This is a genomic window from Micromonospora chokoriensis, from assembly GCF_000718555.1.
GTDB lineage: Bacteria > Actinomycetota > Actinomycetes > Mycobacteriales > Micromonosporaceae > Micromonospora > Micromonospora chokoriensis_B.
The window spans coordinates 97,196-121,437 of the sequence record NZ_JOAN01000023.1 but is presented as its reverse complement, the minus strand read 5'-3'; the positions used below and the strand labels follow the sequence as shown (position 1 = coordinate 121,437).

13 protein-coding genes are annotated in these 24,242 nt (G+C 69.9%); 1 reads left to right on the top strand and 12 read right to left on the bottom strand.

The genetic code is table 11. The annotated features are described in order from the left end of the window. Positions 1 to 34 precede the first annotated feature (34 nt). The 12 genes from IF46_RS0126725 to IF46_RS0126665 form a co-directional block, all read right to left on the bottom strand. The gene (locus IF46_RS0126725) at positions 35 to 1,342 is read right to left on the bottom strand and encodes a sulfate adenylyltransferase subunit 1 (RefSeq protein WP_030491144.1); all 1,308 of its coding nucleotides are present in this window, start codon (positions 1,340 to 1,342) and stop codon (positions 35 to 37) included. Further along, a complete protein-coding gene (gene cysD, locus IF46_RS0126720) occupies positions 1,342 to 2,268 on the bottom strand; it encodes a sulfate adenylyltransferase subunit CysD (protein ID WP_030491143.1) in 927 nt (308 codons plus the stop codon). The genes IF46_RS0126725 and cysD overlap by 1 nt, the downstream gene beginning before the upstream one ends. Before the next feature lie 7 nt (positions 2,269 to 2,275). Further along, positions 2,276 to 3,139 carry a 3'(2'),5'-bisphosphate nucleotidase CysQ gene (locus IF46_RS0126715; protein ID WP_051724200.1) on the bottom strand — a complete coding sequence of 288 codons (864 nt, stop codon included), beginning with the start codon at positions 3,137 to 3,139 and terminating at the stop codon, positions 2,276 to 2,278. 37 nt (positions 3,140 to 3,176) lie between these two features. After that, positions 3,177 to 4,007 (bottom strand): ABC transporter permease, encoded by an 831-nt coding sequence (locus IF46_RS0126710; RefSeq protein ID WP_232234176.1) that lies wholly within the window; start codon positions 4,005 to 4,007, stop codon positions 3,177 to 3,179. Next, positions 4,004 to 5,146 (bottom strand): ABC transporter ATP-binding protein, encoded by a 1,143-nt coding sequence (locus IF46_RS0126705; protein WP_030491140.1) that lies wholly within the window; start codon positions 5,144 to 5,146, stop codon positions 4,004 to 4,006. Before IF46_RS0126705 ends, IF46_RS0126710 begins: the two co-directional genes overlap by 4 nt. 48 nt (positions 5,147 to 5,194) lie before the next feature. Then, complete coding sequence (locus IF46_RS0126700) at positions 5,195 to 6,184, bottom strand: alpha/beta hydrolase family esterase (protein WP_030491139.1); 990 nt, start codon at positions 6,182 to 6,184, stop codon at positions 5,195 to 5,197. Positions 6,185 to 6,331: 147 nt separating this feature from the next. Next, on the bottom strand, positions 6,332 to 8,155 hold the full coding sequence (locus IF46_RS0126695; RefSeq protein ID WP_232234175.1) for a hypothetical protein: 1,824 nt from the start codon (positions 8,153 to 8,155) through the stop codon (positions 6,332 to 6,334). A 54-nt stretch (positions 8,156 to 8,209) separates the two neighbouring features. Further along, positions 8,210 to 9,172: a sulfotransferase domain-containing protein gene (locus IF46_RS0126690; protein ID WP_030491137.1), complete on the bottom strand. Its 963-nt coding sequence runs from the start codon at positions 9,170 to 9,172 to the stop codon at positions 8,210 to 8,212. 26 nt (positions 9,173 to 9,198) lie between these two features. Next, on the bottom strand, positions 9,199 to 10,038 hold the full coding sequence (locus tag IF46_RS0126685) for an alpha/beta fold hydrolase (protein WP_036393393.1): 840 nt from the start codon (positions 10,036 to 10,038) through the stop codon (positions 9,199 to 9,201). A 2-nt stretch (positions 10,039 to 10,040) separates the two neighbouring features. Then, complete coding sequence (locus IF46_RS0126680; protein ID WP_051724199.1) at positions 10,041 to 10,385, bottom strand: acyl carrier protein; 345 nt, start codon at positions 10,383 to 10,385, stop codon at positions 10,041 to 10,043. A gap of 38 nt (positions 10,386 to 10,423) precedes the next feature. Continuing rightward, positions 10,424 to 15,136 carry a type I polyketide synthase gene (locus IF46_RS0126670; RefSeq protein ID WP_030491134.1) on the bottom strand — a complete coding sequence of 1,571 codons (4,713 nt, stop codon included), beginning with the start codon at positions 15,134 to 15,136 and terminating at the stop codon, positions 10,424 to 10,426. A 73-nt stretch (positions 15,137 to 15,209) separates the two neighbouring features. After that, positions 15,210 to 22,247: a type I polyketide synthase gene (locus IF46_RS0126665; protein ID WP_030491133.1), complete on the bottom strand. Its 7,038-nt coding sequence runs from the start codon at positions 22,245 to 22,247 to the stop codon at positions 15,210 to 15,212. Positions 22,248 to 22,935: 688 nt separating this feature from the next. Between IF46_RS0126665 and IF46_RS0126660 the strand changes: the two genes are divergently transcribed. Further along, complete coding sequence (locus IF46_RS0126660) at positions 22,936 to 23,829, top strand: sulfite exporter TauE/SafE family protein (protein WP_036393359.1); 894 nt, start codon at positions 22,936 to 22,938, stop codon at positions 23,827 to 23,829. The last annotated feature ends 413 nt before the right edge of the window (positions 23,830 to 24,242 follow it).

Sequence of the window (24,242 nt, the reverse complement as noted above, 5' to 3'; positions counted from 1 at the left end):
CGATTTCCGGTAGCGGGAGGGGCCCTTCCCGTAGTCAATTGGTGTCGACGATCATTCCGGCAGCGATGGTGCGGTTGGTGGTTTCGTCGATCAGGATGAAACCACCGGTGGTGCGGTTACGCCGGTATTCGTCGGCGAGGAGCGGGACGGTAGTACGCATGCGGACGCGGCCGATTTCATTGAGTCCGAGTTCAGGGGCAGCCTCGTCACGATGCAGCGAGTTAACCTCAAGTCGGTAGTGCAGCTCGCGGATCACGGCCCGGGCGGTACGAGTGGTGTGCTTGATGGTGTACTTCGCGCCGGGACGCAGCGGAGTGCTCTCGTCCATCCAGCAAATCATCGCCTCGATGTCCTGCGCGACTGCCGGGCCATTGTTCGGCCGGCAGATCAGGTCGCCCCGGGAAATGTCGATCTCGTCGGTCAACCGGACCGTGACTGACATCGGCGGGTACGCCTCGGTGACCGGCCCGTCCGCGGTCTCGATCCCCGCGATCCGGGAGGTGAACCCGGAGGGGAGAACCAGAACCTCGTCCCCCGGCTTCAACACACCCGAAGCGACCTGCCCGGCGTAACCCCGGTAGTCGGTGATCGTGGTCGACTGCGGGCGGATCACATACTGCACCGGGAACCGGACGTCGACCAGGTTCCGGTCGGAGGCGATGTGCACCCGCTCCAGGTAGTGCAGCAGTGACGGGCCCTCGTACCACGGGGTGTGCTCCGAGCGGGTCACGATGTTGTCGCCGTGCAACGCCGAGACCGGGACGACGGCGAGGTCCGGAACCTCCAGCTTCGCCGCGAAGGCGGTGAACTCATCCGAGATCCGCTCGAACACCTCCTGCGACCAGTCCACCAGGTCCATCTTGTTCACACACAACACCAGGTGCGGCACCCGCAGCAACGAACACAGGAACGCGTGCCGGCGGGACTGCTCGACCAAACCCTTACGGGCGTCGACCAGGATCAACGCCAGGTCGGCGGTGGAGGCACCGGTGACCATGTTCCGGGTGTATTGGATGTGTCCGGGGGTGTCGGCGATGATGAACTTCCGCCGGGGTGTGGCGAAATACCGGTACGCCACGTCGATCGTGATGCCCTGCTCCCGCTCTGCCCGCAGGCCGTCGGTCAGCAACGCCAGATTCGTGTACTCGTCGCCCTTGGCCGCGCTGACGGCCTCCACGGCTGCCAACTGGTCGGTGAACAACGACTTCGTGTCGTAGAGCAACCGGCCGATCAGCGTCGACTTACCGTCGTCGACGCTGCCCGCCGTCGCGAACCGCAACAGGTCCATCGCCCTGCCTTCGGGCGCCGCGCCCTCGGCCACCGGAACCGCGGTCGTGCCCATCAGAAGTAGCCTTCCCGCTTGCGGTCTTCCATCGCGGCCTCACTCACCCGGTCGTCGCCCCGGGTCGCCCCCCGCTCGGTGATCCGGGTCGCCGCGACCTCCTCGATCACCAGGTCCACGGTGTCCGCCTCGGACATCACCGCCGCCGTGCACGAGGCGTCGCCGACGGTCCGGTACCGCACCCGCGCCTTGAACGGCTCCTCCGACCCCCGGGGCGTGATGAACTCGTTCACGGCGTAGAGCATTCCGTCGCGTTCGATCACCGTACGTTCGTGGGCGTAGTAGATCGACGGCAACGCCAGCCGCTCCTGGGCGATGTAGTGCCAAATATCCAACTCGGTCCAGTTCGACAACGGGAACACCCGGATTGACTCGCCCGGATGATGTCGACCGTTGTACAACGACCAAAGCTCCGGCCGCTGGTTCTTCGGATCCCACTGACCGAAGTCGTCCCGGAAGCTGAACATCCGCTCCTTGGCCCGGGCCTTCTCCTCGTCCCGCCGTGCCCCGCCGAACAACGCGTCGAACCGGTACTTCTGCACCGCCGCCAACAAGACGGGGGTCTGGATGCGGTTCCGCATCCCGTCGGCGGATTCGCGGACCAGGCCCGCCTCCAACGCCTCGGGTACGCTCGCCACCACCAACTGCAGGCCGAGTTCGGCCACCCGCTGGTCCCGGTAGTCCAACACCTCGTCGAAGTTGTGCCCGGTGTCGATGTGCATCACCGGGAACGGAATCCGGGCCGGCGCGAACGCCTTCTGGGCCAGCCGGAGCATCACGATCGAGTCCTTGCCGCCGGAGAAGAGCAGGACCGGGCGCTCCAGCTCGGCAACCACCTCGCGCATGACGAAGATGCTTTCTGCCTCGATCGCGTCCAGGTGCGACACCCGGTACGTCGCCGCGGGCGTCGCGTCGATTGTCGTCATCGCGGCCTCAACCGGCTGCCGTGGCCGTCGCCGGCCTGAGGGTCAGGTGTTGCCGCAGCGCGGCGAGGAGTGGGGCGGCCAGTTCCGGCCGGCAGACCACCAGGTCCGGCAGCCGGGGATCAGGCTCGTTGTATCGCAACGCGGAACCATCGATTCGGGAGGCGTGCAATCCCGTGGCCGTCGCCACCGCCACCGGCGCCGCCGAATCCCACTCGTACTGCCCACCCGCGTGCACGTACGCGTCGACCTCACCGCCGATAACCGCGGCGATCTTCGCCCCGGCCGACCCCATCGGCACCAACTCGGCACCGACCTCGTCCGCCAACTCTGTCAAGAACGCCGGCGGCCGACTCCGACTCGCCGCCAACCGGATCGTCCGACCGCTGACCGTCGTCGGTCGGGGTGGGGGTGCCTCGGTGCCGAGGGTACGGAGCTGGGCCGGCAGGGCGATGGCGCCTGCAACGAGGCGGTGCTCCGTCGGCGCGTTCCGTTGCCAGAGTGCGACATGCACCGCCCAGTCCGTCCGGCCCGGCTCGGAGAACTCGCGGGTGCCGTCCAACGGGTCGATGATCCACACCCGGTTGGCGCCCAGCCGCTCCGGCGGGGGGCCGGCCGTACCCGTGGCCCATGCCTGCCGCGCGCCGTCGTCCTCCTCCGAGAGCACGGCGTCGGCGCTCCTGCACCGTGCCAGTTCGTCGCGCAGCAGTTGGTGCGACGCTCGATCACCCGCGCGCTTCAACGCGGCCGGGTCCTCGTGACCGTGCTCCGCGCGGACGCGCAGCAGCAGCCGGCCGGCCCGCTCGGCCAACCAGGCGGCGAACGCTCCATCCGACGCGGGGGCTGCTGAACTGGGGGGTTCCAGCACGTTCATCGACGAGCACCTCCGGTAGACGCGTGGATCGTGCCGTTCACTGCACGGCACGACGACTGAAGCTTCGTACGCTGGTGACCGTGACCAATGCGGCCACCCCGGTCAGGACCAGCAGACAGACCCAGGCCGGTATGTGCGCGACGTCGGGCAACATGGCGCCGCGTACGCCCTCGGATACGTAGGTCATCGGGTTGAGGGCGGTGACCGTCTGGAACCACGGCATCGAGGAGAGCCGCGGCCACGGGTAGTGGATGCAACCGGTCCAGATGATCGGGGTCACGACCAGCGAGAACGTAATGTTGATCCGTTGGATGGGCAGAATCATCGCCAGCGTCATGCCGATGCCGCCGCCGATCCATCCGCCGAGCAGGACAGTCAGCAGGACCATCGGTAACCGTCCGGGCTGCCACGGGGCCGAGCCGACCATCAGTGCGCCCAGCGGGTAGATGAGGGCTGCGGCGATGAGCCCGCGCAGCATCGCGACCACGAGCTTGCCGACCGCGACCAGGTTCGTCGACAGCGGGGCGAGTAGCCGGTCCTCGATCTCCCGGGTGAAGCCGAACTCCTTGACCAGTGGCAGCGCGACGCTCTGCAACGCGGTGGTGAGCGCGGCGAGCGCGATGATGCCGGGTAGAAACAGGTCGGCGAAGTTCCGGGCGACGATGCCCTGCCCGCCGAGCACCTTGACGAAGACGAAGAGCATGAACAGCGGGGTGAGGCCGACCTGGACCAGGATGACCCAGAGTTCCTTGGCGGTGACCAGCAGGTCACGGCGCAGAATGGCCAGGAAGACCCGGTGGGTGCTGGGTCTCGCAGGCGTCGCCGTGGTGCTCATCGCCGCAACCGGCGGGGTATCGAGGTCGGTCACCGTGGGTCCCTTCCGGTCAGTCCGATGAAGACGTCCTCGAGGCTCGGCTCGGCGATGTGTACGTCGGTGAGGGTCGCCAACCGTGTGGTCAGGACGGTGAGCGCCGGCCCGAGCACGGCGGCGGGGTCGGCGGCGAGATGCAGCCGGATCCGGACGCGCTCGCGCCCGCCCGGGTCGGGGGCGAGCGTGGCGACCGCCCGCTCCCGGGCCAGCGCGGTCAGTGCGGTCAGTGCGGCGGGAGCGCCCGCGCCGAACCCCGAGCCGCCGCCGAGGCCGAGGCCGGAACGGAGTTTGGCGGCCACGGCGCCGGGCGGCGCGGCCGCGGCGAGCCGTTCACTTTTGCGTACGCCGGAGACCTCGGAGAGCGCACGCAGCAGCTCGTCCGGTTCGTCGAGCGCGGCCGGGGTGACCGTCAGGTCGAGGATCGATCGTCCGGCGAGACCCTTGACCAGATTGCCCGGTGTGTCCAGGGTGAGCAGCCGACCGTGGTCGACGATGCCGACCCGGTCGACCAGAGCGGCGGCCGCGTTCATCTGGTGTGTGGTCAGCACGACCGTCACACCGCGTCCGCGCATCTCGCGGATCCGGCTCCAGATCAGCCGGCGAGACTGCGGGTCCAGGCCGTTGGTGGGCTCGTCGAGGAAGAGCACCGCTGGTTCGTGGATCAGCGCGCGAGCGATCATCAGCCGTTGCACCATGCCGCCCGAGTACGCCTCGATCCGCTTGTCGGCCCGATCCGTCAGTCCGAAACGGTCCAGGAGCGCATCAGCCCGGGCGTTGCGTACGGCGCGGCCGACGCCGTGGTACGCGGCGTGGTACAGCAGGTTCTGTCGTGGCGTCAGCGACCGGTCCAGGTTGTTGTGCTGAGGTACGACGGCCAACTGGGCACGGGCCGCGACCGGGTCGCCGACCACGTCGATCCCGCCGACCAGCGCCCGGCCCGCGGACGCCCGCAGCCGGGTGGTGAGGATGCCAATGGTGGTCGACTTGCCGGCGCCGTTGGGTCCCAGCAGCCCGAAGATCTCGCCGGGGGCCACCGTGAAGGACAGCCCGTCCACGGCTGCGGTCGTGCATCCGGGATAGCGCTTGACGAGGTCGGTGACCTCGACCGCGGGCGGGCTGCCACCACTACTGGCCATCTGCTGCTTCCTCTCCTGAGCTGTCGGACGGATGGGCGCCGGTGCGGTTCAGCCGCCGGTTCGAGGGTGTGCGTCGAAGAAACGCCAGATGGTCTCGGTCGCGTTCGGCGCGGTCGCGGGCGGATCCAGACCGAGTAGGCGTTGCGCCGCGGGTGCGGGGCTGGCCGCACCCGGCCACTGGTGGCCGGCGTGGTCAACGGTGACCAGCTCGACTGCCCGTCCCTCGGGACAGGTGGCGGCCGAGGTGTGGACCGGGCCCGAGACCGTGGTCAGCGGAGCCCCGCATCCGTCGGTCGTACGCCACTGGCCGAGCAGGTCGGGGGTGGGCGGGCCGTCGATCTTGACCGGATTGCGTCCGGTTCCGTCGTTGTCCCGCTTGCCCGGACCACCGTCGAACGGCACTGTCTGGTCCGCCATCCCGTGGATGTGGATCACGGAGATCGGTGCCGGGGACGGGCACGGGCCGAGTTGGGTCGCCGCCACCGGCCCGATCGCGGCGAACAGCTTCGTGTCGCACGCCAGGCGGTATGCGAGCATCCCGCCGTTGGAGATCCCGGTGGCGTAGATCCGGGTGCGGTCCACCGGAAGTTGGTCGGCCACCGTGGCCACCAGTTGCTGGATGAAGGCCACGTCGTCCACGCCGTCGCGGGCCGGTGGGCCACAGCAGTCCGGGCTCACCGCCCAGGAGCGGCTCAACCCGTCCGGATACGCGACGACAAAGCCCTCCCGGTCCGCCTGAGCGTTCCAGCCGTAGGAGGTCTCCGCCTGGCTGCCGGTGCCGAGCGCGCCGTGCAGCATGACCACGAGCGGCGCCGGGGTCGATCGGGCGAGGTTCGCCGGCCGGTAGAGGCGGAAGCCGCGCGTCTGCCCGTCGACCACGAGGGTGTGCGCCGAGGAGCCGGTGGGCAAGGTGGACACCGGTCCGACCTCGTGCTGCTCCGGGTCGTCCCGGATGAGCCCGCAGCCGGCCAGCAGGGTGAGCGCTCCGACGAGCGGCAGGACCGCGAGCGGGTGTTGCCACCGACTGCGCCGTCCCACGCGACGTGTCCAAGATCTACTAATCTTTACCATAATCGCACCCTTACATATCAATGTTCGGGATTTGTAAGGATCTGCACTGGTTTGTGTTCAGTGTGGATGGCTCCGCCCGTGCTCCCGCTGTGCCACCCGGGCGGAGCCAACCGGCTAACAGCGCCGCGTACTCAGCTGGATCAGTTCCCAGCCGCCCTCGGGAACGGCATCGTCGGGGTCGGTACGCAGATTCATCGGATTGGCCATGCCCAGGTAGAGGGTCGACCCGTCCGCGATCATGTTGCGGATCCCGTAGTTCAGGTAGTTGCCGAGCCCACTGTTGTCCACCACCGTGGCCGGTCTGCTGGTGGAATCGAAGACGAACAGGTCCCCGCCGTAGACCGGTGCCGGCGGGGGGTCGTCGGCCAACACGGCGGCGTCGCCGAACTCGACCGCGGCCGGGCCGGTGACACCCAACAGCCGGGCGGTGTCGTGGCCCAGGTCCTTGGAGATGTAGCTCCAGTCCATGGTGCCCACGTAGAGTTTCCCGCCCGCCACCGCCATCTTCCAGGTGTAGTTGTTGTAGGGGTTGCCCATGCCCGACGGGCCGTACAGCGGGGTGTATCCGGTCGAGGCGGCGGCCCAGAGGCCCGTGCCGCCGTTGCCCGCCGGGTCGTAGGCGGGCAACTGGGGTGCCCCGTACAGCAGGTCCACCCGCTGGTGGCGGTCGCCGAAGCTCTTACCTCGGAAGATGCTGATCGCCCGCTGCGTGCCGCGCACCGAGGCCCGCAGCGCGGCCTCGTTCGCCGGTGGGTAGGTCGCGATGTGCACCGTGGTCGCCTTCATCGGCACGTGCATCGTGCCCCAGTAGAGGTAGCCGTTGTAGGAGGCGAGCCCACCCAGGGCGTAGGTGCGGGCGACGACCGGATCGGGCTCGTACCCGTCGACCGACCAGACCTGGGTCCAGTTGTCGGCGTCGGCCGGCGTGAGGCCGCGTTCCCCCTGCGACAGCTTCGGGCTCATCCACACTCCGGCGACCCCGGACAGCGGTTCGTCGGTCGTGCCGGGCGCGGCCGCTGCCAGGGCGTCGTCACCGGAACCCGTCCAGGTCGTCACGAAGATCCGCCCGTCGTGCACGGTGAGATCCGCTGCCTGGGCCGGCAGGTTCGCGACCTCGACAAAGCTGAACGGGTTGCTCCGGGAGCCGGTCCAGCGCAGCACATGGCCCCGGTTGCCGCCGTTGGCGCCCACCCCGACACCCGCATAGAGCGCGCCGTCGGCCACCACGAAGTGGCGGATGTTGCCGTACGCCGGCAGGTTGACCGAGCCGAGGAAGGCTCCGCTGACGGTGTCGAAGGCGAACAGGTTGATGCTCTCGCCCAGTGCGGGCCCACCCAGGAACGCCACCCCCTGATGGGTGCCGGCGGCCCGGATTCCGGCGGTCGTGCTCAGCCGGTTGGCGTCGGTGGTGGAGGCGCTCTTCACCGCGTCGGTCTTCTCCGTCAACCGCCGCGAACGTTTGTCGTACGTGTACAACCGAGGCGGGCGATGGTCGCCGAGAGTGGCGGGCAGGGTTGGGTTGCGCTTCGCGATCTGGCTCTCGCCGTACTCGCACACCCAGTCGTCGTTGACGTTCGGTGTCGTGTTGCGCAGGTTGCGCCCGCTGGTCAAGCAGTTGACGTTCGCGCCGGTGCCGAACCACAGGCTCTGCTCGGTCTGGGTCATGCCCCACAGGTAGGACTGGTTCACCTTCGACTGGCCGGTAGCGCACGGAGGACCGGGTGGATAGGCCACACCGACACCGGCGAAGCACTCGTCCGGGGTGCCCTTCCCGATCAGTTTCCGCTCGTACCTCGGCTGATGTCCGGCCGTACCCGGCGCATCCGTCCCGATCGGGGTGGCGGCTGCGGCGGACGCCGGCGCCGCGAGTACATACAGCAGTCCCAGTACGGCGGCCGCGGCGAGCGGTCGCCGGCCCGACATCCGGAATGGTTTCACAAATGGTTCCTCTCGTTCGGCGAAGTCATGACGGTCGGTGGGCACGGTTGCGGGTCAGGCCGCGGCGACCTCGCGGGACCGAGCGGGACTGACCACCCGTCCGGCGACCCGCCGTGCCCAGTCCGCCCCGTCCTCGAACTCCAGGAACCGGGCCAGCAGATCGAGCTGCCCGATCGGGTCGGCGACCAGGTCCTCGTAGCTCATCCGGTGCAGATGTCGCGGAGGCAGGTCGGTGAGCGCCTGCTCGGCCTGGCTGGTCAGGAACGCGCTCAAACCGAGATAGCGGCGCAGGTCCTGGCCCCGATCCCGGAGCAGGTCCGCGGTGAGCCGGTCCGGCAGGTAGCGTTCCAGGTCCTCGGGCACCGACTGGCCGGGCTCGATCCGGAACGGATCCAGCCCGCACCGGCCGAGGAACTCCACCCGCAGCTGGATCAGCTGGAACGATGAGTGCCGGCTCATCGAGCGGGCGGTCGCCTCCCGATCGCGAGTCAGGTACACCACCTTCGCCTCGGGAAATGCCCGCAACAGGTACGGAGCGACGTGGCTCGACCCGCCGGAACGCTCGACCCAGCGCCGCTTGCCGGTCACCACGGCCAGCAGGTCGAGGAACATCCGGTGGTGGTCGCCGACCGACTGCGTCGGGAAGTCCGGCACCCGCTCGGCGAGCTGGTCGAAGAGGCTGTCCGGGTTGGCGGTCAGCTTCGACAGGGTGATGGCCAGGATTCGCGGCAGCTCGGTCATCCGGTCCGCCCACCGGCCGGTCAGCGGATAGCGCACCTCCTTCGGCGGCAACCCGATCCGAAACAGGGTGGCTAGTTCCGCCTTGGGGCTGCTCAGCACCGCCCAGTACGCGGCCCCGGTAAGTACCTCGGAACTGCGCGCCCAGGGTGCGACGGACATGAAGAACTCCTGCGCCGAGAGAGTCTCGGGCTGCTCCGCGATCAGGTCCGAGAGCAGCGTCGAGCCGCACCGGCCGTTGCTGATGATGATCGACCTGCCGGTGACCGGGGTGTCCATCCAAGGACCTCCTGCACGTTGGGTTGTCACGGGGCGGTGGCCACCTCGGCCACCTCAACGGAGCACTCCTCGCGGAGCCAGGCCAGGACGAGCCGGCAGACCGCCTCCGGCCGGTCGACCAGGAGGGTGTGTTTTTCGCCGGGTAGGACCACGGTCCGCGTCTGCGGTAGCAGCCGGACCACGGCCGGTGCCAGCTCGACGACGGCGGAGTTCGCGCCGTAGAGGCAGAGCACTGGTACGCCGATCGCGCTGATCTGCGCGGCACTGGGCAGGGCACTGGCCGGTAGGTCCCTGGCCAGCGTGGTCGTCACGAGCATCTCGCCGGTGGCCCGGGCCCGGCGGGCCACCCGTTCCCCCCGACCGGCGCTGATCTGCGCCAGCGCCTCCGAGCGGGGCAGGAGGTCGGCGGCCCGGTCCAGCCGGCGCGCGACCCGGGCCATCCACGCCTGGGTCGGCGGCGAGGATTCGATCGCCGCGACGGAGGCGACCCGGCCCGGGTGGCGGATCGCGTAGGCGAATGCGATCGTGCCACCGAACGAGTTACCGAGCAGGTGCACCGGACCGGTGACGTCGAGTTTGGTCAGCATTGCCGACAGGTCGTCGACGAAGTCGTCGAGGGTGTAGCCAGTGGGTGGGCGCTCGCTGTGGCCGTGCCCCCGCAGGTCGTACATCAGCACCCGTAGCCCGGCATCGGCCAAGGGCTTGGCAAGGGTGAAATACCAGCTCGCGAGGCTGTCGGAGGCCATCCCGTGGATCATCACGAGGGTGGCCAGCCCCGCCCCCCGGCCAGCGCCGACCTCGCCCGGCCCGCCGGCCGGTGGTTCGAGGTGTTCGACGTGCACGTCGATTCCGTTGGCCCGGATCATCGTCACGAGCGGACCGCCTCGACGACGGTGGGGCTGGCGTCGGCCGGCGTGTCCCGGACGGACTCGGCCGCATCGAGGGAGTGTGCGATGTGCTCGACCAGTTGCCCGACGAGCAGCTCGCCCACGGTTTCCAGATCCAGTTTGGCGACAAAGTGCGCGAAGTTGACCGTGTTGCCGTAGCGGGCCTGCAGCCGGCCGGCGAGAGAGACGACGTCGATGCTCTCCATGCCGAGGTCGTCGCGGAAGGTGGTGTCCATGGTGATGGGTTCATCGGCGGCAAAGTCCCCGAGCACCGCGTGGATGATCTCAGTGAGCTCGGCGAGGATCTCGGCGTGCGAGGCGGCCATGGGATGGACTCCTTCGAATGGTCGGGAGTGGATGCCGGTCACGGCTTATCGGCCCCGGTCTGCGGGCCCCAGGTCCAGGCGACGACGTACCGTCGGGGCGGTAGGTCTTCGGGATTTCCGACCTCGCGGTGCTCCACCGGGTAGATCCGGTCGTCGACGAGGACAGTCAGCACCGTGTCCGTGGCGCTCTTCACGACGAACTGGCGCGGGCGCCCGTCGAGTCCGGTTCCTTCCGCCTTGCCGACGGCCTCCTTGGCGGCCCAGAACCGGGTGAACCACCGCCGCCGGTCCTCGGTGTCGCCGCCGAGCGAGTCCAGCAGGGCGCTCTCTTCGTCGGTCAGGGCGAAGCCCAGGGTGCTCTCCGGATGATCGGTGATCTCGGCGACGTCGATGCCGACGCCCGGCGCGTCGGGTGGCGACGCCGGAGGACGGGGTTTCGCGATCGCGACGCCGATCTCCGCGCAGTGCGCCAGCGAGACGTCGCAGTCGCGCAGGTCACGGCCCGGACGTCCGTACACCCGGGGTCGCCCGTCCGGATCGTTGCCGACCGTCAGCTCGATGGGGTAGATGTCGCTGTGCCCGTCCTCCCACAACCGGAACCGGACGGCGTCCTTCACCGCGATCCGGCCCAACAGCCACTGTTTGCGGGATCTGGCGGGCTGCCGTTCGTAGTCCTCGTAGGCGGCCGAGCCCAGGATGCCGCGGGCGGCCATGCCCTGGGTGACCAGGTCGGTCCAGCAGTCGAAGGCCATCGTCCAGCCCTCGGGTTGGATCAGTGACATCGGATGCCGTTCGGGGAACCGTTCCGCTGGCCGCGCCTGCGGATGGCTGTCGAAGCGCCGGTCGACCGCGCCGTCGATCTGTGCCCACACCCGGTCGTCGACGACCAGTTGGGTGTCCGCGACGAGTTGTGCGTCGTCGATCGAGCGCACCCGGGCGACACACTCGAAGGCCGTACCGGGTGGCGGCGGGGGACCGAAGTACCGGATGTGGCCCAGGCCCACGGGCAACGCCACGGTACGGAACGGCTGGGTGGTGATGAGCCAGTTGCCGATCAGTTGGAGCGCGTTGTCCAGCAGTGCGCCCGGCGGCACGGGTGCGGTGACCACTCCCCGTACATGCATGTCACCGAGGGCGTGTACGGCGGTGACGCCCTGGAACTGGGGGCCGTGGAACATCAGCCGCTCGGCGTACATCTCCTCGGCGCTGATCCGTGGCGGCCGCTCGGTCGCGGGATCGTGGCGCCATACCTCGGGCGGGTCCGCCGGATAGTTCGCGGCGAGTTCCACGGTCGACCGGGCGTACGGGCCGAAGGTAACCGAGACCAGGCCGGGACCGGTCGGCTTCACCGCGATCTCGACGTCCTGACCCGGCTCGGCTATCAGCCAACGGTTGAACCGGGCGTCGCGTACGGCCACCGCCCGCATGCCCGGCATGGCCTGCTCCGCCGCGTCGACCATGTGCTGGACCAGGGTGGTGGCCGGCACCACCGGCCACCGGTCCTCCACGTTCGGCCAGTCCGGTGGCTGGACGAAGAAGCAGTGATCTCTCAGGTACGGCATGCTCTCGACGGAGACCCGCAACGTGATTCGCCGAACCGTACTCGGGCCGCCGTTGCCTGCGCTGCCGATGCCACGGCCGCCGGGGGCGGCGGTTCGGGAGGATCCGGCAGGCACACCCGGCCGCGGCACCACCGGCGGAGCCGGTCGGGCGGCGGCGTCCAGCACGTTGACCGCGTCCCGAGCCGTGTCCTGCAACAGCGCGGCGAGTTCCGCCGCCGCGCTGGACCGTCCGGTCAACCTTTGCAGGGCGGCCAGCGCCGCCGCCGGGTTACTGCCGGTACCCGCCGGCTCCGGCTGGCGTCCCGCCCCACCCGTCTCCGACGCGCCGATCGGAACGGCCGCACCGTGATTCGGCGGACCCGCGGACAGGTGGCTCGGCTGGGTGCCGTCCGCTGACACGCCGAGCAGGCCGGCGGCGCCCGCCCCGAGCCGGACCAGCGGCCCACCGAGGTCCAGCGGGATCGACGGACCGCGGCGTACCGGTTTCCCGGGTGCCTTCGCCAACGGTGGATCGAGCGCGGTCAGGTTCGGGCTGCCGCCCTCCACCCAGATCGCGGTGGCGACCCGGCGGAGCTGGTCCAGCCCGCTGCGGTGCTTCACGTTCACCGGCATCGCGAGATGGTCACGCCCGCGCAGGTTGTCGCTGATCAGCGAGGCGAGCTGTCCCGCACCGACCTGGAGGAAGACCCGTACCCCGGCGTCGTACATCGCCGCCACGGTCTGACGGAACCAGACCGGCTCCATCATGTGTCGGACGAACAGGGCGTTGACCTTTGCCTCGTCGGCGGGGAACGGTGCCGCCAGGGTCGCCGACCAGACCGGTATCCGGGTCGGGTGTACCTCCCAGCGGCGCAGCGCAGCGCCGATCGACTGCAGGCCGTCAACGAACACGGGAGTGTGGAAGGCCGACCGGAACGGCAGCTTCTGACACAGCACGTTCTCCGTACGCAGGGCCTCGACGAGCCGGTCCACCTGGGATTCCGGGCCGTTCACCACCGACTGCGCCGGGGCGTTGTCGTGCGAGAGAAGCACCCCCGGAAAGTCACCCAGCATCGGGGTGACCCGGTCGGCGCCAGCTCCCACAGCCGCGAAGACGTATCCGGAGACCTCGACCGAGTCGGCGTTGAACAGTTCCAGGAATTCATCCATCGCCGCCGTGCTGATCTGCCCGCTGGTCGCCGCGGCGGTCCACTCGCCAATGCTGTGTCCGGCGACCGCGTCCGGTAGCACGCCGATGTGGCGCAGCGCCTCGTCGAGCAGTTTTCCCACCTCGATCAGCCCGGCGCCGTGCCGGCCCAGGTCCGCCGCGGACCACTGTCGGTCCGGCAGTCCGAGGAGCCCGGCGATGTCTGCGGTACGCGGTGCGAACTCCGCCTCCAGGCCAGGGAAGACGAAGGCGAGGCGCCCGGTCCCGGCGGCCAGCAGCGGTGACGGGCTGAACCAGATGTCCCGTCCACCCCGCCATGCCTGTCCGCGGGCCACCGTCTTGCGGGCGACGGCCAGCAGCTTGTCGGTCGGGTTGACGATGCCGATTCGGCACGGCTCAGCCCCGGTCGCGGGCCTGTTGCTCCGGGCCCGTTCGACGCCGAGGGCCCGTACCTCCTGGTCGTCGCGGGACAGCAGGCCGGCCAACCGGACGGGGTCCGGCGCGGCGAGCCAGAGCACCTGGTCTGGCTCGGTCACCTCAACCGCCGAACCGGCCACGGTCGACGACGCGCCTCCCGCGACACCCGCCGTCAGCGGGTTTCCGCCGGTCGGCCGGCGCCCTACACCGGCCGGCTCCGGCGCCTGCTCGATGATGACGTGTGCGTTGATGCCGCCGAAGCCGAAGGCGTTCACCGCGGCGCGACGCGGCCCGTCGCTCTCCCAGGGTTGGGCGGTCGCGATCGGGGCGAACCGGGTCGCCGCCATCTCCGAGCGTGGATCGTCGCAGTGCAGCGTGGGTGGCAGGACTCCCCGGTACACCGCCAGTGTGGCCTTGATCAGGCCGGCGATCCCGGCGGCCGGCATGGTGTGCCCGATCATCGACTTGACGGATCCGATCACCGGGCGCGGGCCGTCGCCCGGATGCGGTCCGAAGACCTCGGCGATCGAGACCAGTTCGGCCGCGTCGCCGGTCGGCGTACCGGTGCCGTGCGCCTCCAGCAACCCCACCGCGTCCGGCGCGGTCGGGTCCAGCCCCGCCGCCTCCCAGGCCCGCCGGATGGCCAGCACCTGTCCGGAGGAGGCCGGGTTGAACATGCTCGCCGAGCGGCCGTCGCTGGAAATCCCGCTGCCCCGGATGACGGCGTATACCCGGTCGCCGTCCCGGATGGCGTCGGACCACCGCTTGAGCACGACCACGCCGGTGCCTTCGCCGATCAGCAAGCCGTCGGACTCCCGGTGGAACGGCCTGCTTTCACCGCGCCTGGACAGCGCCCGCAACTGATTGAAGACCGACCAGAAGCTGATGTCATGCACGTGGTGCACACCACCGGCAAGGACGGCGTCCAACCGTCCGCTGGTCAGCTCGGTGATCGCCTGGTCGACCGCGATCAGCGACGAGGCGCAGGCCGCGTCCAGGGTGTACGCCGGGCCACGCAGGTTGAGTCGGTTGGCCACCCGGGATGCGGCCAGGTTCGGCACCAGACCGATCGTCCCCTCCGGCTGGTACGGGCCGAGCCGCTCGTCGAACTTGTCGCGTACCAGGTCGAGCCGGCTCTGATCCAGCTCCGGTATCAGCTCCCGCAGCACCTGGATGACCTGGCTCGACATCCGCACCCGTTGGGCGTAGCGGGCCTGAGCCGGACTGAGGATGCCGCCCCGCCCGAGGATCACTCCCACCCGGTCGCCGCCGGGCAGCCGGTCTGCGCCGCCGGCATCGTCGATCGCGGCGGCGGCCACGTTCAGGGCGATGAGCTGGTCCGGTTCGATCTCCGCCACCGAGGCCGGCATGATGCCGAACCGCAGCGGCTCGAAGGTCGCGAACTCGTCGACGAACCCGCCTCGCCGGCAGTACATCCGGTCCGGCCGGTGGGCCTGCTCCGGGTCGTAGAACTCCTCGTCCCACCGGTTCGCCGGCACGTCGGTGATCGCGTCCACCCCGTCGACCAGGTTGCGCCAGTAGCTCTCCAGGTTGCCTGCGGCGGGCATCACCGCCGCCATCCCGACAATCGCGATCGGGTCGCTCCGATCGGTGCTTGTCTTCATCTTCGACCTCTCGCTCCACCGTCGACGGGCGTACCGGGTGTACGGCGCGGGTGCCGCCGCACGCGCTGAACGATCACCAGCCGGAGGCGGTGTAGACCACGGAGTTGATCTTTGGGTCGCCCCAGGCCAACTCGCTCAGCAGGCTGAAGGCACCCGCTTCGGGGTCGATCAGCTCGATGCCGCGGCGCGCGTACTCCCGACTCAGCTCGTCGCTGACCATCCCGCCGTGCCCGGCGCCGGGCGCCCACGGGCCCCAGTGCACGGTCAGGCAGCGGTTGCCGGTGCTGGCCGCCCAGCGGGTGCCGATCGAGTCGATCGCGTCGTTCGCCGCGGCGTAGTCGCCCTGCCCCCGATTGCCGTATGCCGCAGCGATGCTGCCGAACAGCACCACGAACCGAGTCGCCGAGCTCAGCTCGTCCAAGCCGGCCAGGACCGAACGGGCGCCATCCACCTTGGTGCCGAACACCCGAGCGAACGAATGTGGGTCCTTCTGCGCGATCAGCTTGTCCTCGATCACGCCGGCCGCGTACACCACGCCGTCGACCCGACCGTGCGTACGCTCGATGTCCAACAGCAGGCTGCGGATCGCCGAGGCGTCCCGCACGTCGAGGGCGTGGTAGCGCACCTCGCTGCCCAGTTCCCGCAATTCGGCCAGGGTCGACTCGACCTCGCGGGCGGCCAGGATCGCCTGCGCGGCGCGTTCGATCTGCGCCGGTGACCGCAGACCCCGGTGGGCGAGCGCGGCACGCAACGACGCCTTGTCCCGGGCCGACACCAGGTCCGGATCCTCCGGCTCGGTCGGCAGCGGTGTGCGACCGACCAACTCGATCCGGCAGCGGCTCGCCATGGCCACCGCGCGGGCGAACCAGGGCGTGATCCCGCGTGCCCCGCCGACCAGCACCACCACCGAATCCCGGTCGAGGCCGATCGCCGCCGCCTCGGAGGCACCGTCACCGGCCGGCCCGGCACCGCTCGTCGCCACCGCTCCCAGCGCCACCGGTGCGAGGTCGACCGCCGTCCGCTCGGTCTCGCGCCGTACGACAACCGGTGTATCCCCGGCGACCATCAGCTCGTCGATCAGGTGTCGGGCGATTTGCTGCGGGTCGGCGGCGTCGACCTGGACGTACCTCGCCGCGACCTGTGGGTATTCCCGGGAAATCGTACGGAACAGGCCGGCCAGGCCGTCGGTACGTTCCGTGCCGCCCACCGGTCCTGCCGCGAGCAGCCAGCGGGGACCGGCCGCGAGCGCCTGCTGGAGAAACGGGAAGATATCGGGCAGCAGGGGAGCTTCGGTGCCGTCCAACCCGTCCAGCAGGATCAGCCCGTCGAAGCCGGCGAGCTGGTCGGCCTTCCTCTCGTCCACCACACCCGTCTGCCCACCCGCGCCTTGCTCCTGAAGTAGTTCGGCGAGGTACGCCAGCGCCGGGCTGGCGCCGGTGATGAGGAAACGTGTTCCGGCGAGCACGTCGACCGGCTGCCCGGCCAGCGGGGCGCCGGTGTCCGCGCCGGGAGGTCCCGCGATCACCGTCGTCAGGGGCAGAAGCCGCTTCGGTGTGATCCCGGCCCGACCGGTGGCGGTGACCTCAGCGGTGACCGACACGGTGTCGGCCACGGTGGGGATTGGCGCGGGTGCGGTGAGGGCGCGTGGTGCGGGCGTCGGGGCCAGTGTGCCGTTACCCGTCGACGGTGCCGCCGCTTGATGGAGTCGATGCTGAGGTCGGCTTCGAGGTCGAGGTCGAGTTCGATCAGGTCCACCGGGTAACCGGTGCGTTCGCTGATCACGTCGAGGATCGCGGTCTGGAAGTCGGGGCGGGTCAAGACGGCAGTGCCGGTCGCGACCAGAGCGTGGGAGGCCGCCATCCCGCTCGCCGGGCCGAGTACGGAGGTCGCGTGGATCACGGTCGTACTCGTCGTCGACCGCATTGATGGAGTCGATGCTGAGGTCGGCTTCGAGGTCGAGGTCGAGTTCGATCAGGTCCACCGGGTAACCGGTGCGTTCGCTGATCACGTCGAGGATCGCGCTCTGAAAATCAGGACCGGACGCGGCGACCGCCACCGCGGCCACATCGACCCCGCCCGCCGGTGCGGCCGGGGCAGCGGCGGCCACCACCGTCGTCGTGGCGACCGCGGCGACCTCACTCCCATGACCCGGCAGCACCACCGGCGGGTACGCCTGCGAGGGCTGCCACACGAGCCGCCCACCCGCGCCGTCGCCGAAGTACGCGAGCATCACGTCCCGCTGCGAGGCGATCATGTCCCGGCTGGTGCGGAGGAACTCGCTCAGCAACTCGTCGCGGCCGTCCCGACCACTGAAGGCGGTCCCGTTCGAAGCAGTCATCGACAACTCCTTGATCCGTCGTGGGGGCGTCATTCCGCCGGGCAGGCTGTTCCCGAACTGATCTCGTACGAGCTGGCCGTCAACGGTCCAGAACGGACGCTGGGTCGTCTTGACCGCCGCGAGGTCCGCCGCGTCGCGGCCCTGGAACAACCAACCGGTTCTCACCGGGACGCCGGCACAGGCCAGTTGAGCGATAGTGACGAGGAAGCCGCGCAGCCCCTCGTCGGGACGGGGCTCGGTGGCGACCGCCAGGTGCGGCCGGTCGCCGAGGACGGCCCGGACCAGCTTGGTGAGGACCTGACCGGGGCCGGCCTCCACGAAGGTCCGAGCGCCGCTGGCGTACATCGCCTCGATCTGTTCGACGAAACGCACGGGTGCGCCGATCTGCGCGGCGAGCCGTTCACGTACCCGGTCGGCGTCACCGCTGTACGGGGCGGCGGTGTGGTTCGACCAGACCTGGATGGCCGGCTCCCGTACTGTGCTGGACGCCAGCGCCTCGGCGAAACGTGCGGTGCCGCCGGCCACCACCGGACTGTGGAACGCGCACGCGACGGGAAGTTGCCGGGCCGACAGCCCGCCCTCGCGCAGCGCCGCCACCGCCGACCCGACCGCAGTAGTCGGCCCGGAGATCACGACCTGCGTCGGCGTGTTCCGGTTGGCCAGGACGACCTCGTCGGCCAGTCCGGATTCGGTGAGCACCAGGCTCACCTGCTCGGCGGTGCCGGTGACCGCCGCCATGGTGCCCGGGTCGTCGCCGGTGGCGGCGAGGATCGCGTCGGCCCGTTGCCGGCTCAGCGCGAGCAGGGTCTCGGGGTCGAACGCGTCGGCGACGCAGAGCGCGACGAGCTCCCCGTAGCTGTGTCCGCCGGTCAGGTCCGGCCGCACGCCCAGCCGACGTAACAGGTGGTCGACCGCGAGTCCGCCGATGCCCAGTACGGGTTGGGCGACCCGGGTGTCGCGTACCCGGTCCTCCTGCTCGCGCGCCGTCTCGGGGTCGAACGCCGACGGCGGGAAGAGGATGTCCGCCCACTCGCCGCCGAGGCGCAGGTAGTGCCGCAACTCGGGGAACGCCACGAACAGTTCGGCGAGCGCACCCGGCCGCTGGCTGCCCTGACCGGGGAAGAGGAAGGCCACCTTGCCGAGCTCCGGGTCGTCCGGTGGTTGGACCAGCCCGCGTGCCGGGTCGTGTTCGCCACCGACGGCCCGGTCCAACAGTTCGGCGAGTTCGCCCCGGTCACGAGCGACGACGGCGATTCGGACCGGGCCCGCCCGGTGATCGGCCTCGTCGGCCAAGGACGCGGCCAGGTCACGCAACGACCACGGTCGGCCCAACTCGTCGCGGTTCGACAGCATCTCCAGCAGCCGCCGTACCCGCAGCTGTGCCGCGGGCCGGTCGGCGCCGCGGAAGCAGAACAGTTCCGCCGGCCAGGACTGCCGGGTGTGCCGTGGCTCCGGGCTGTTCGGGTACGCGCTGAGCACGGTGTGGAAGTTCGTTCCGCCGAAGCCGAACGCGCTCACCCCGGCCAGCCGCTCGGCTGCCGGCGCGATCCACGGGCGGGCGTCGGTGTAGAACGCGAAGGGGCTGCGTTCCGGATTCCACGCCGGGTTGGGGCGGGTCAGGTGGATCGTGGGTGGCTTGACTCCGGTGTAGAGCGCGAGGCTCGCCTTGATCACGCCGGCCAGGCCGGCCGCGCACTTGGTGTGCCCGATCTGCGACTTCACCGAGCCCAGAGCGCAACTACCGGGCTCCGCGCCGGCCTCGTCGAAGAACCGGGTCAGGGTCTCCAATTCGGTACGGTCGCCCACCACGGTGCCGGTGCCGTGCGCCTCGACCAGACCGACCTCCCGGGGTGAGACCCCGGTGCGGTGGTAGGCCCGGTCGAGGGCGCGTCGCTGCCCGCTCGCCCTCGGGGCGGTGAGCCCGAGCGCACGCCCGTCGCTGGAGCTTCCGATGCCCTTGATCACTGCGTAGACCCGGTCGCCGTCGCGCTCGGCGTCGGCCAACCGCTTCAGTACGACGCACGCCACCCCCTCGCCGAGGGCGATGCCGTCGCCGGTGCTGTCGAACGTGCGGCACCGCCCGGTGGGGGAGAGGGCGTGCGCGGAGGTGAACATCAGGTAGTCGTTGATGCCGTTGTGCAGGTCGGCACCGCCACAGATCATCAGGTCGCTGCTGCCTGCGCTGAGTTCCTTGCAGGCGGCGTCCATTGCGGCAAGCGACGAGGCGCAGGCGGCGTCGATGGTGTAGTTGGGACCGCCGAGGTCGAGACGGTTGGCGATCCGACCGGCGATGACATTGGCCAACACGCCGGGGAAGCTGTCCTCGGTGACGGTGGGGAGTTGGTCCTCCAACTCGGCCGGCACGTCCCCGAGGTAGGCCGGGAGCATGGTCCGCAGCGTCTGGGCGTGACCCATGTCGCTGCCGGCCTCGGCCCCGAACACCACCCCGGTCTGACGGTGGTCCGCGCCGGCCGCGTCGTACGGGTACCCGGCGTCGACGAGCGCCCGATGTGCCACCTCGAGCGCGAGCAACTGGGTCGGGTCGATGCTGCTCAGCGCCGCCGGGGGAATCCCGTACCGGATCGCGTCGAACGGGACCGGCTCGATGAACCCACCCCACCGGGAGACGCTGATCCGACCCGCCTGCCCCGGGTCCACCTCGGGTGCGTAGTACGTGTCGACGTCCCACCGGTCGGTCGGCACCTCGGTGACCGCATCGGTGCCGCCGAGTACGGTCTGCCAGAAAGTGTGCAGATCGGGGGAGCCGGGCAGGACGCAGGACATGCCGACGATGGCGATGTCCAGCGGCGCGGCCGGCTCGTCCACCGGCACGGTCGGCGGGATGAGTTCGGCGCGCAGCTCGGCAGCCCGTTCCGCGAGGAACTCCTGTGCCTCGGTGGTGACCTGCGCGTGCAGCTCCGCGACCGTGGTCGGCGCGTGGCGCAGCACCGCGACCTGGCCGGCCATGAACATCCCCTCGACGGCCTGCACCGCCTCGTCGACCTCCACCAGGCCGTCGTCCTCCCGGCGTACGCCCTTGCTGGCGATCCGCAGCCGGCCGACGTTCAACAGCTCCAGTTGCTCCCAGACCTGGCGGTTCTCCACCCCGGCCGATTCCAACTCCTCCCGTACGCCGTGGAAGTCGTCCACGAACGGACTGGGCAGGCAGCGGGTCGCGTGTCCGGGGGCGGTCTCCAGCAGCGACGTGCTGGTGGCGGCGATGGCCTCACGGTGGAACAGGGGCTGAATGGCACCCTCCTGCACCGCTTCGCGGGTGAAGAGGTAGGCGGTCCCCATCAGCAGCCCGATCTGCGCCCCGCGTCCGGTCAGCGGGGCCGCCATCGCGGCGACCATCGCCGCCGATCGGGCGTCGTGGATGCCGCCCGCGAACAGTAGTTGCAGCCGACCGGCGTCGTCCGGCGTGTCCGCCAGGAACTCTTCGAGTACCAGCAGCTGCGCCTCCCACAGGGGAAAACTGGCCCGTGGCCCAACATGCCCGCCGCACTCCGCGCCCTCGAAGACGAACTTGCGCGCGCCGGCCCGCAGGAACTGCCGCAGCAACCCCGGTGACGGTACGTGCAGGAAGGTGTTGATCCCGTCCTGCTCCAACGCCGTGGCCTGGGACGGCCGGCCGCCCGCGATGATCGCGCACTCGGGTCTGATCTCCCGGATCGCCGCGAGTTGCGCCGCGCGCAGCTCGTCGGGCGCGAAGCCGAGCACCCCGACGCCCCAGGGTCGGTCGCCGAGGCGATCGGCGGTCTCCCGGAGCACCCGGCGGGACTGTTCCGCACCGGACAGCGCGAGCGCGATAAAGGGCAGCGCACCGTCGGCGGCAACCGCGGCCGCGAACGGGGCCTCGTCGCTGACCCTGGTCATCGGGCCCTGCACCACGGGTATCCGTACGTTGAGGGCGTCGGCGAGAGCGGCACCCGGCGCCAGGGCGTCCCCGGCAGCCGATTCGGCGATCGCGTCGAGCAGGGTGGCACGGATTCCGCGTACGGCGGCGGCGGTGTCGGGCCAGCGCCGGGCGAAGACAGCGGCGAGCCAGCCGTCCTGGCCGATCGGCAGCAGCTGTGAGGCGCTGTCGTGCGGACCGCCCCGGCGGATCCCGCGTACGCCGTCGACCAGGACCGTCTCGGACCCGTCCAGCCGGCGGATCGCGCTCCGCACGTCCGCCGGCAGCTCAGACTCGGGCATGAGGGTGAGCTGGCTGTCCAGGACGACGCCAGCCGCGCCGCCGATGACACAGGCGACGGCGGTGCGGGGGCCGATGCCGCCGGCGACCCAGATCGGCAGGTCGATGCCCTCGGCCGCGGCCAGTTGCTGGAGCAGGACGAACGAGCTGAGCTCGCCGACCTTGCCGCCACCCTCCATGCCCCGTGCGATGAGCCCGTGCGCGCCGGCGGCGGCGGCGTACCGGGCGTCGTCGAGGCTGGTCACCTCGACGAGCACCCGGTACCTGTCGACCACGTTGGCCAGTGGCCAGGGGGAATCCAGCGGTACGACCACGAGATCGACCCGGCCGTGGCCCGCCCGGTCCACATCAGCTGGCGTGGCGGTGCAGCCGGCTGGCACGCGTACGCCGATCGGCTCGCTCGACCCGGCGGTGGCCTGGGCCAGGGCGGTGAGTGTCCAGCTGTCGCCGGAGGCGAGGTCCAGGACGCCGTGACCGCCGCCGTGGCGGGCGGCGGTGACGATCCCGGGACTGGGTTCGAGGAGGCTACCGGCGCTGATCGCGATTACGAGATCGCGCGTGTTCGGTGCAGGGCTCATCGGACTCCCACTTCATTGGGCGGCGGTTCTCGGACGCGACCGAATGAATCAGATGATCAACCGAGGTGGCCCGTAGATAATTGTCGCCTATCGATCTCGGGCTCCGATTAAGTTAGGGCAGCTTAGTTACGGCTCAGTTAAATCTCTCTAACTGTGGCGCTGGCCTGCGGGTTCTTCCGGTGAGTCTGCTGAAGCGCGCAACATCTTCCGTCTGTCGAGGCATGTCGACCTGACCTGGGCGGATGACCGGCAGCCTCGGTCCAGCCATGGGTCATCGTGTTAACTATCCACTTACTTTGATTTCCGAGATGTTACCCGTCATCCGAAAAGAGTGACGTCGATCACTATGGCCTTGCCGATCTGATTTATAAAAGCACTCTTATCTGGTCGGTTTGGTTCGTCCCGGAACCATTCCTATCTGCTGGGTATGGAATTGGTTCGGTCGGCCTCCGTCGGATGGGCCGAATACCGATCGGAGAGGAGGTGAATCAACCGACAAAATGCCTTGTCACCGCGCGGAGCGGCCGGGTGGCCGTCGTTGAACCGACCACCGCCGGGCGGGCCCGGTCCGCGCCGGTCGTGCTTGGCGAGCCCGCCAGGGCGGAAGCCTCACCCGCCCGCCCGTCGAACCTCAGCGGTCTGTCTGTTCCCCGCTTCCACCTGCCCCCCGACGAACTGGTGGTCCCTCATGCGCAAAATTCTCCTGCTGGCCCTGGTCGGTCTCGGCGCCCAACTGGTCGACGGCAGCCTCGGCATGGCCTACGGCGTGACCTCGACAACCCTGCTGCTCGCCGTCGGCGTCCATGCCGCCGCCGCCTCGGCCACCGTGCACCTCGCCGAGATCGGCACCACCCTCGCCTCGGGTGCCGCCCACTGGCGATTCGGCAACATCGACGCCAAGGTCGTCGCGCGGATCGGCATTCCGGGTGCGGTCGGCGCCTTCGCCGGCGCGACCTTCCTGTCCAGCCTCTCCACTGACGCGGCGGCCCCGATCATGTCGCTGATCCTGCTCACCCTCGGTAGCTACCTCCTGGTCCGCTTCACCACCTTCGGGTTGCCGCAGGGCAACGTGGGCAAGCCGCTGCGCAAGCGGTTCCTCGGTCCACTGGGCCTGCTCGCCGGCTTCGTCGACGCCACCGGTGGCGGTGGTTGGGGACCCATCGGCACTCCGGCGATCCTGGCTAGTGGCAGGCTCGAACCACGCAAGGTCATTGGATCGATCGACACCAGCGAGTTCCTGGTCGCCGTCGCGGCGAGCCTCGGCTTCCTTGTCGGGATCGGTGCGGAGAACGTCAACTTCGGCTGGGTCACCGCGCTGCTCATCGGCGGGGTGGTCGCCGCGCCGGTGGCGGCCTGGCTCGTACGCAAGGTTCCGCCCCGGGTGCTCGGCTCCGCGGTCGGCGGCGTGATCGTGCTGACCAACAGCCGAACCCTGCTACGCAGTGACTGGTTCAATGCCGAGGCAACCGTCCGATATGGCTGTTACGCAGCAATCTGCGCGATCTGGGCGGCCGCCGTGACGTACTCGATCCGTCAACACCAGAGGGAGCAGCAGCAAGCCGTCACGGTCGGTAACGACTGATCGTCTCGAACCAGTTGACCAAAATGCCGGCACCTCTCGGCTCGTCGTCCGAGAGGTGCCGGCAGGCGACAGCTAGTGCGGTGGCCACTAACGTTCGCCGGGTTGGTGGGTGGTGGGGAAGTTGTCGTACCGGTGGTGTTGGCTCTGGTGTGTGCCTCGCCGTCGGGATTCCGCTGCGCCGCGGGTCGTGTGTCGCACGGCTCGGGTGGAGTTGCGGGTGACGTCTGGGCAGCAACGGCTCCAGCGCCGCCCATTGAGCGTCGGTCAGGTCGTGTCGCCTCGTCACCGCTAAGGTGGCCACGAGGTCTCCGGTATGAAAGTTCGTCTTGGTCGATGAACCCCCTACTGGAGACCTCACTGTCTATCGCTCACCGACACGCCAACGCGGGTCCAGTGCTGCCCACCGGCGGCCG

Bases quoted from the DNA above. Each gene is read 5' to 3' on its own strand.
- IF46_RS0126725 (WP_030491144.1), bottom strand. From the start codon at position 1,342: ATGGGCACGACCGCGGTTCCGGTGGCCGAGGGCGCGGCGCCCGAAGGC.
- cysD (WP_030491143.1), bottom strand. From the start codon at position 2,268: ATGACGACAATCGACGCGACGCCCGCGGCGACGTACCGGGTGTCGCAC.
- IF46_RS0126715 (WP_051724200.1), bottom strand. From the start codon at position 3,139: ATGAACGTGCTGGAACCCCCCAGTTCAGCAGCCCCCGCGTCGGATGGA.
- IF46_RS0126705 (WP_030491140.1), bottom strand. From the start codon at position 5,146: ATGGCCAGTAGTGGTGGCAGCCCGCCCGCGGTCGAGGTCACCGACCTC.
- IF46_RS0126690 (WP_030491137.1), bottom strand. From the start codon at position 9,172: ATGGACACCCCGGTCACCGGCAGGTCGATCATCATCAGCAACGGCCGG.
- IF46_RS0126685 (WP_036393393.1), bottom strand. From the start codon at position 10,038: ATGATCCGGGCCAACGGAATCGACGTGCACGTCGAACACCTCGAACCA.
- IF46_RS0126680 (WP_051724199.1), bottom strand. From the start codon at position 10,385: ATGGCCGCCTCGCACGCCGAGATCCTCGCCGAGCTCACTGAGATCATC.
- IF46_RS0126670 (WP_030491134.1), bottom strand. From the start codon at position 15,136: ATGAAGACAAGCACCGATCGGAGCGACCCGATCGCGATTGTCGGGATG.
- IF46_RS0126665 (WP_030491133.1), bottom strand. From the start codon at position 22,247: ATGAGCCCTGCACCGAACACGCGCGATCTCGTAATCGCGATCAGCGCC.
- IF46_RS0126660 (WP_036393359.1), top strand. From the start codon at position 22,936: ATGCGCAAAATTCTCCTGCTGGCCCTGGTCGGTCTCGGCGCCCAACTG.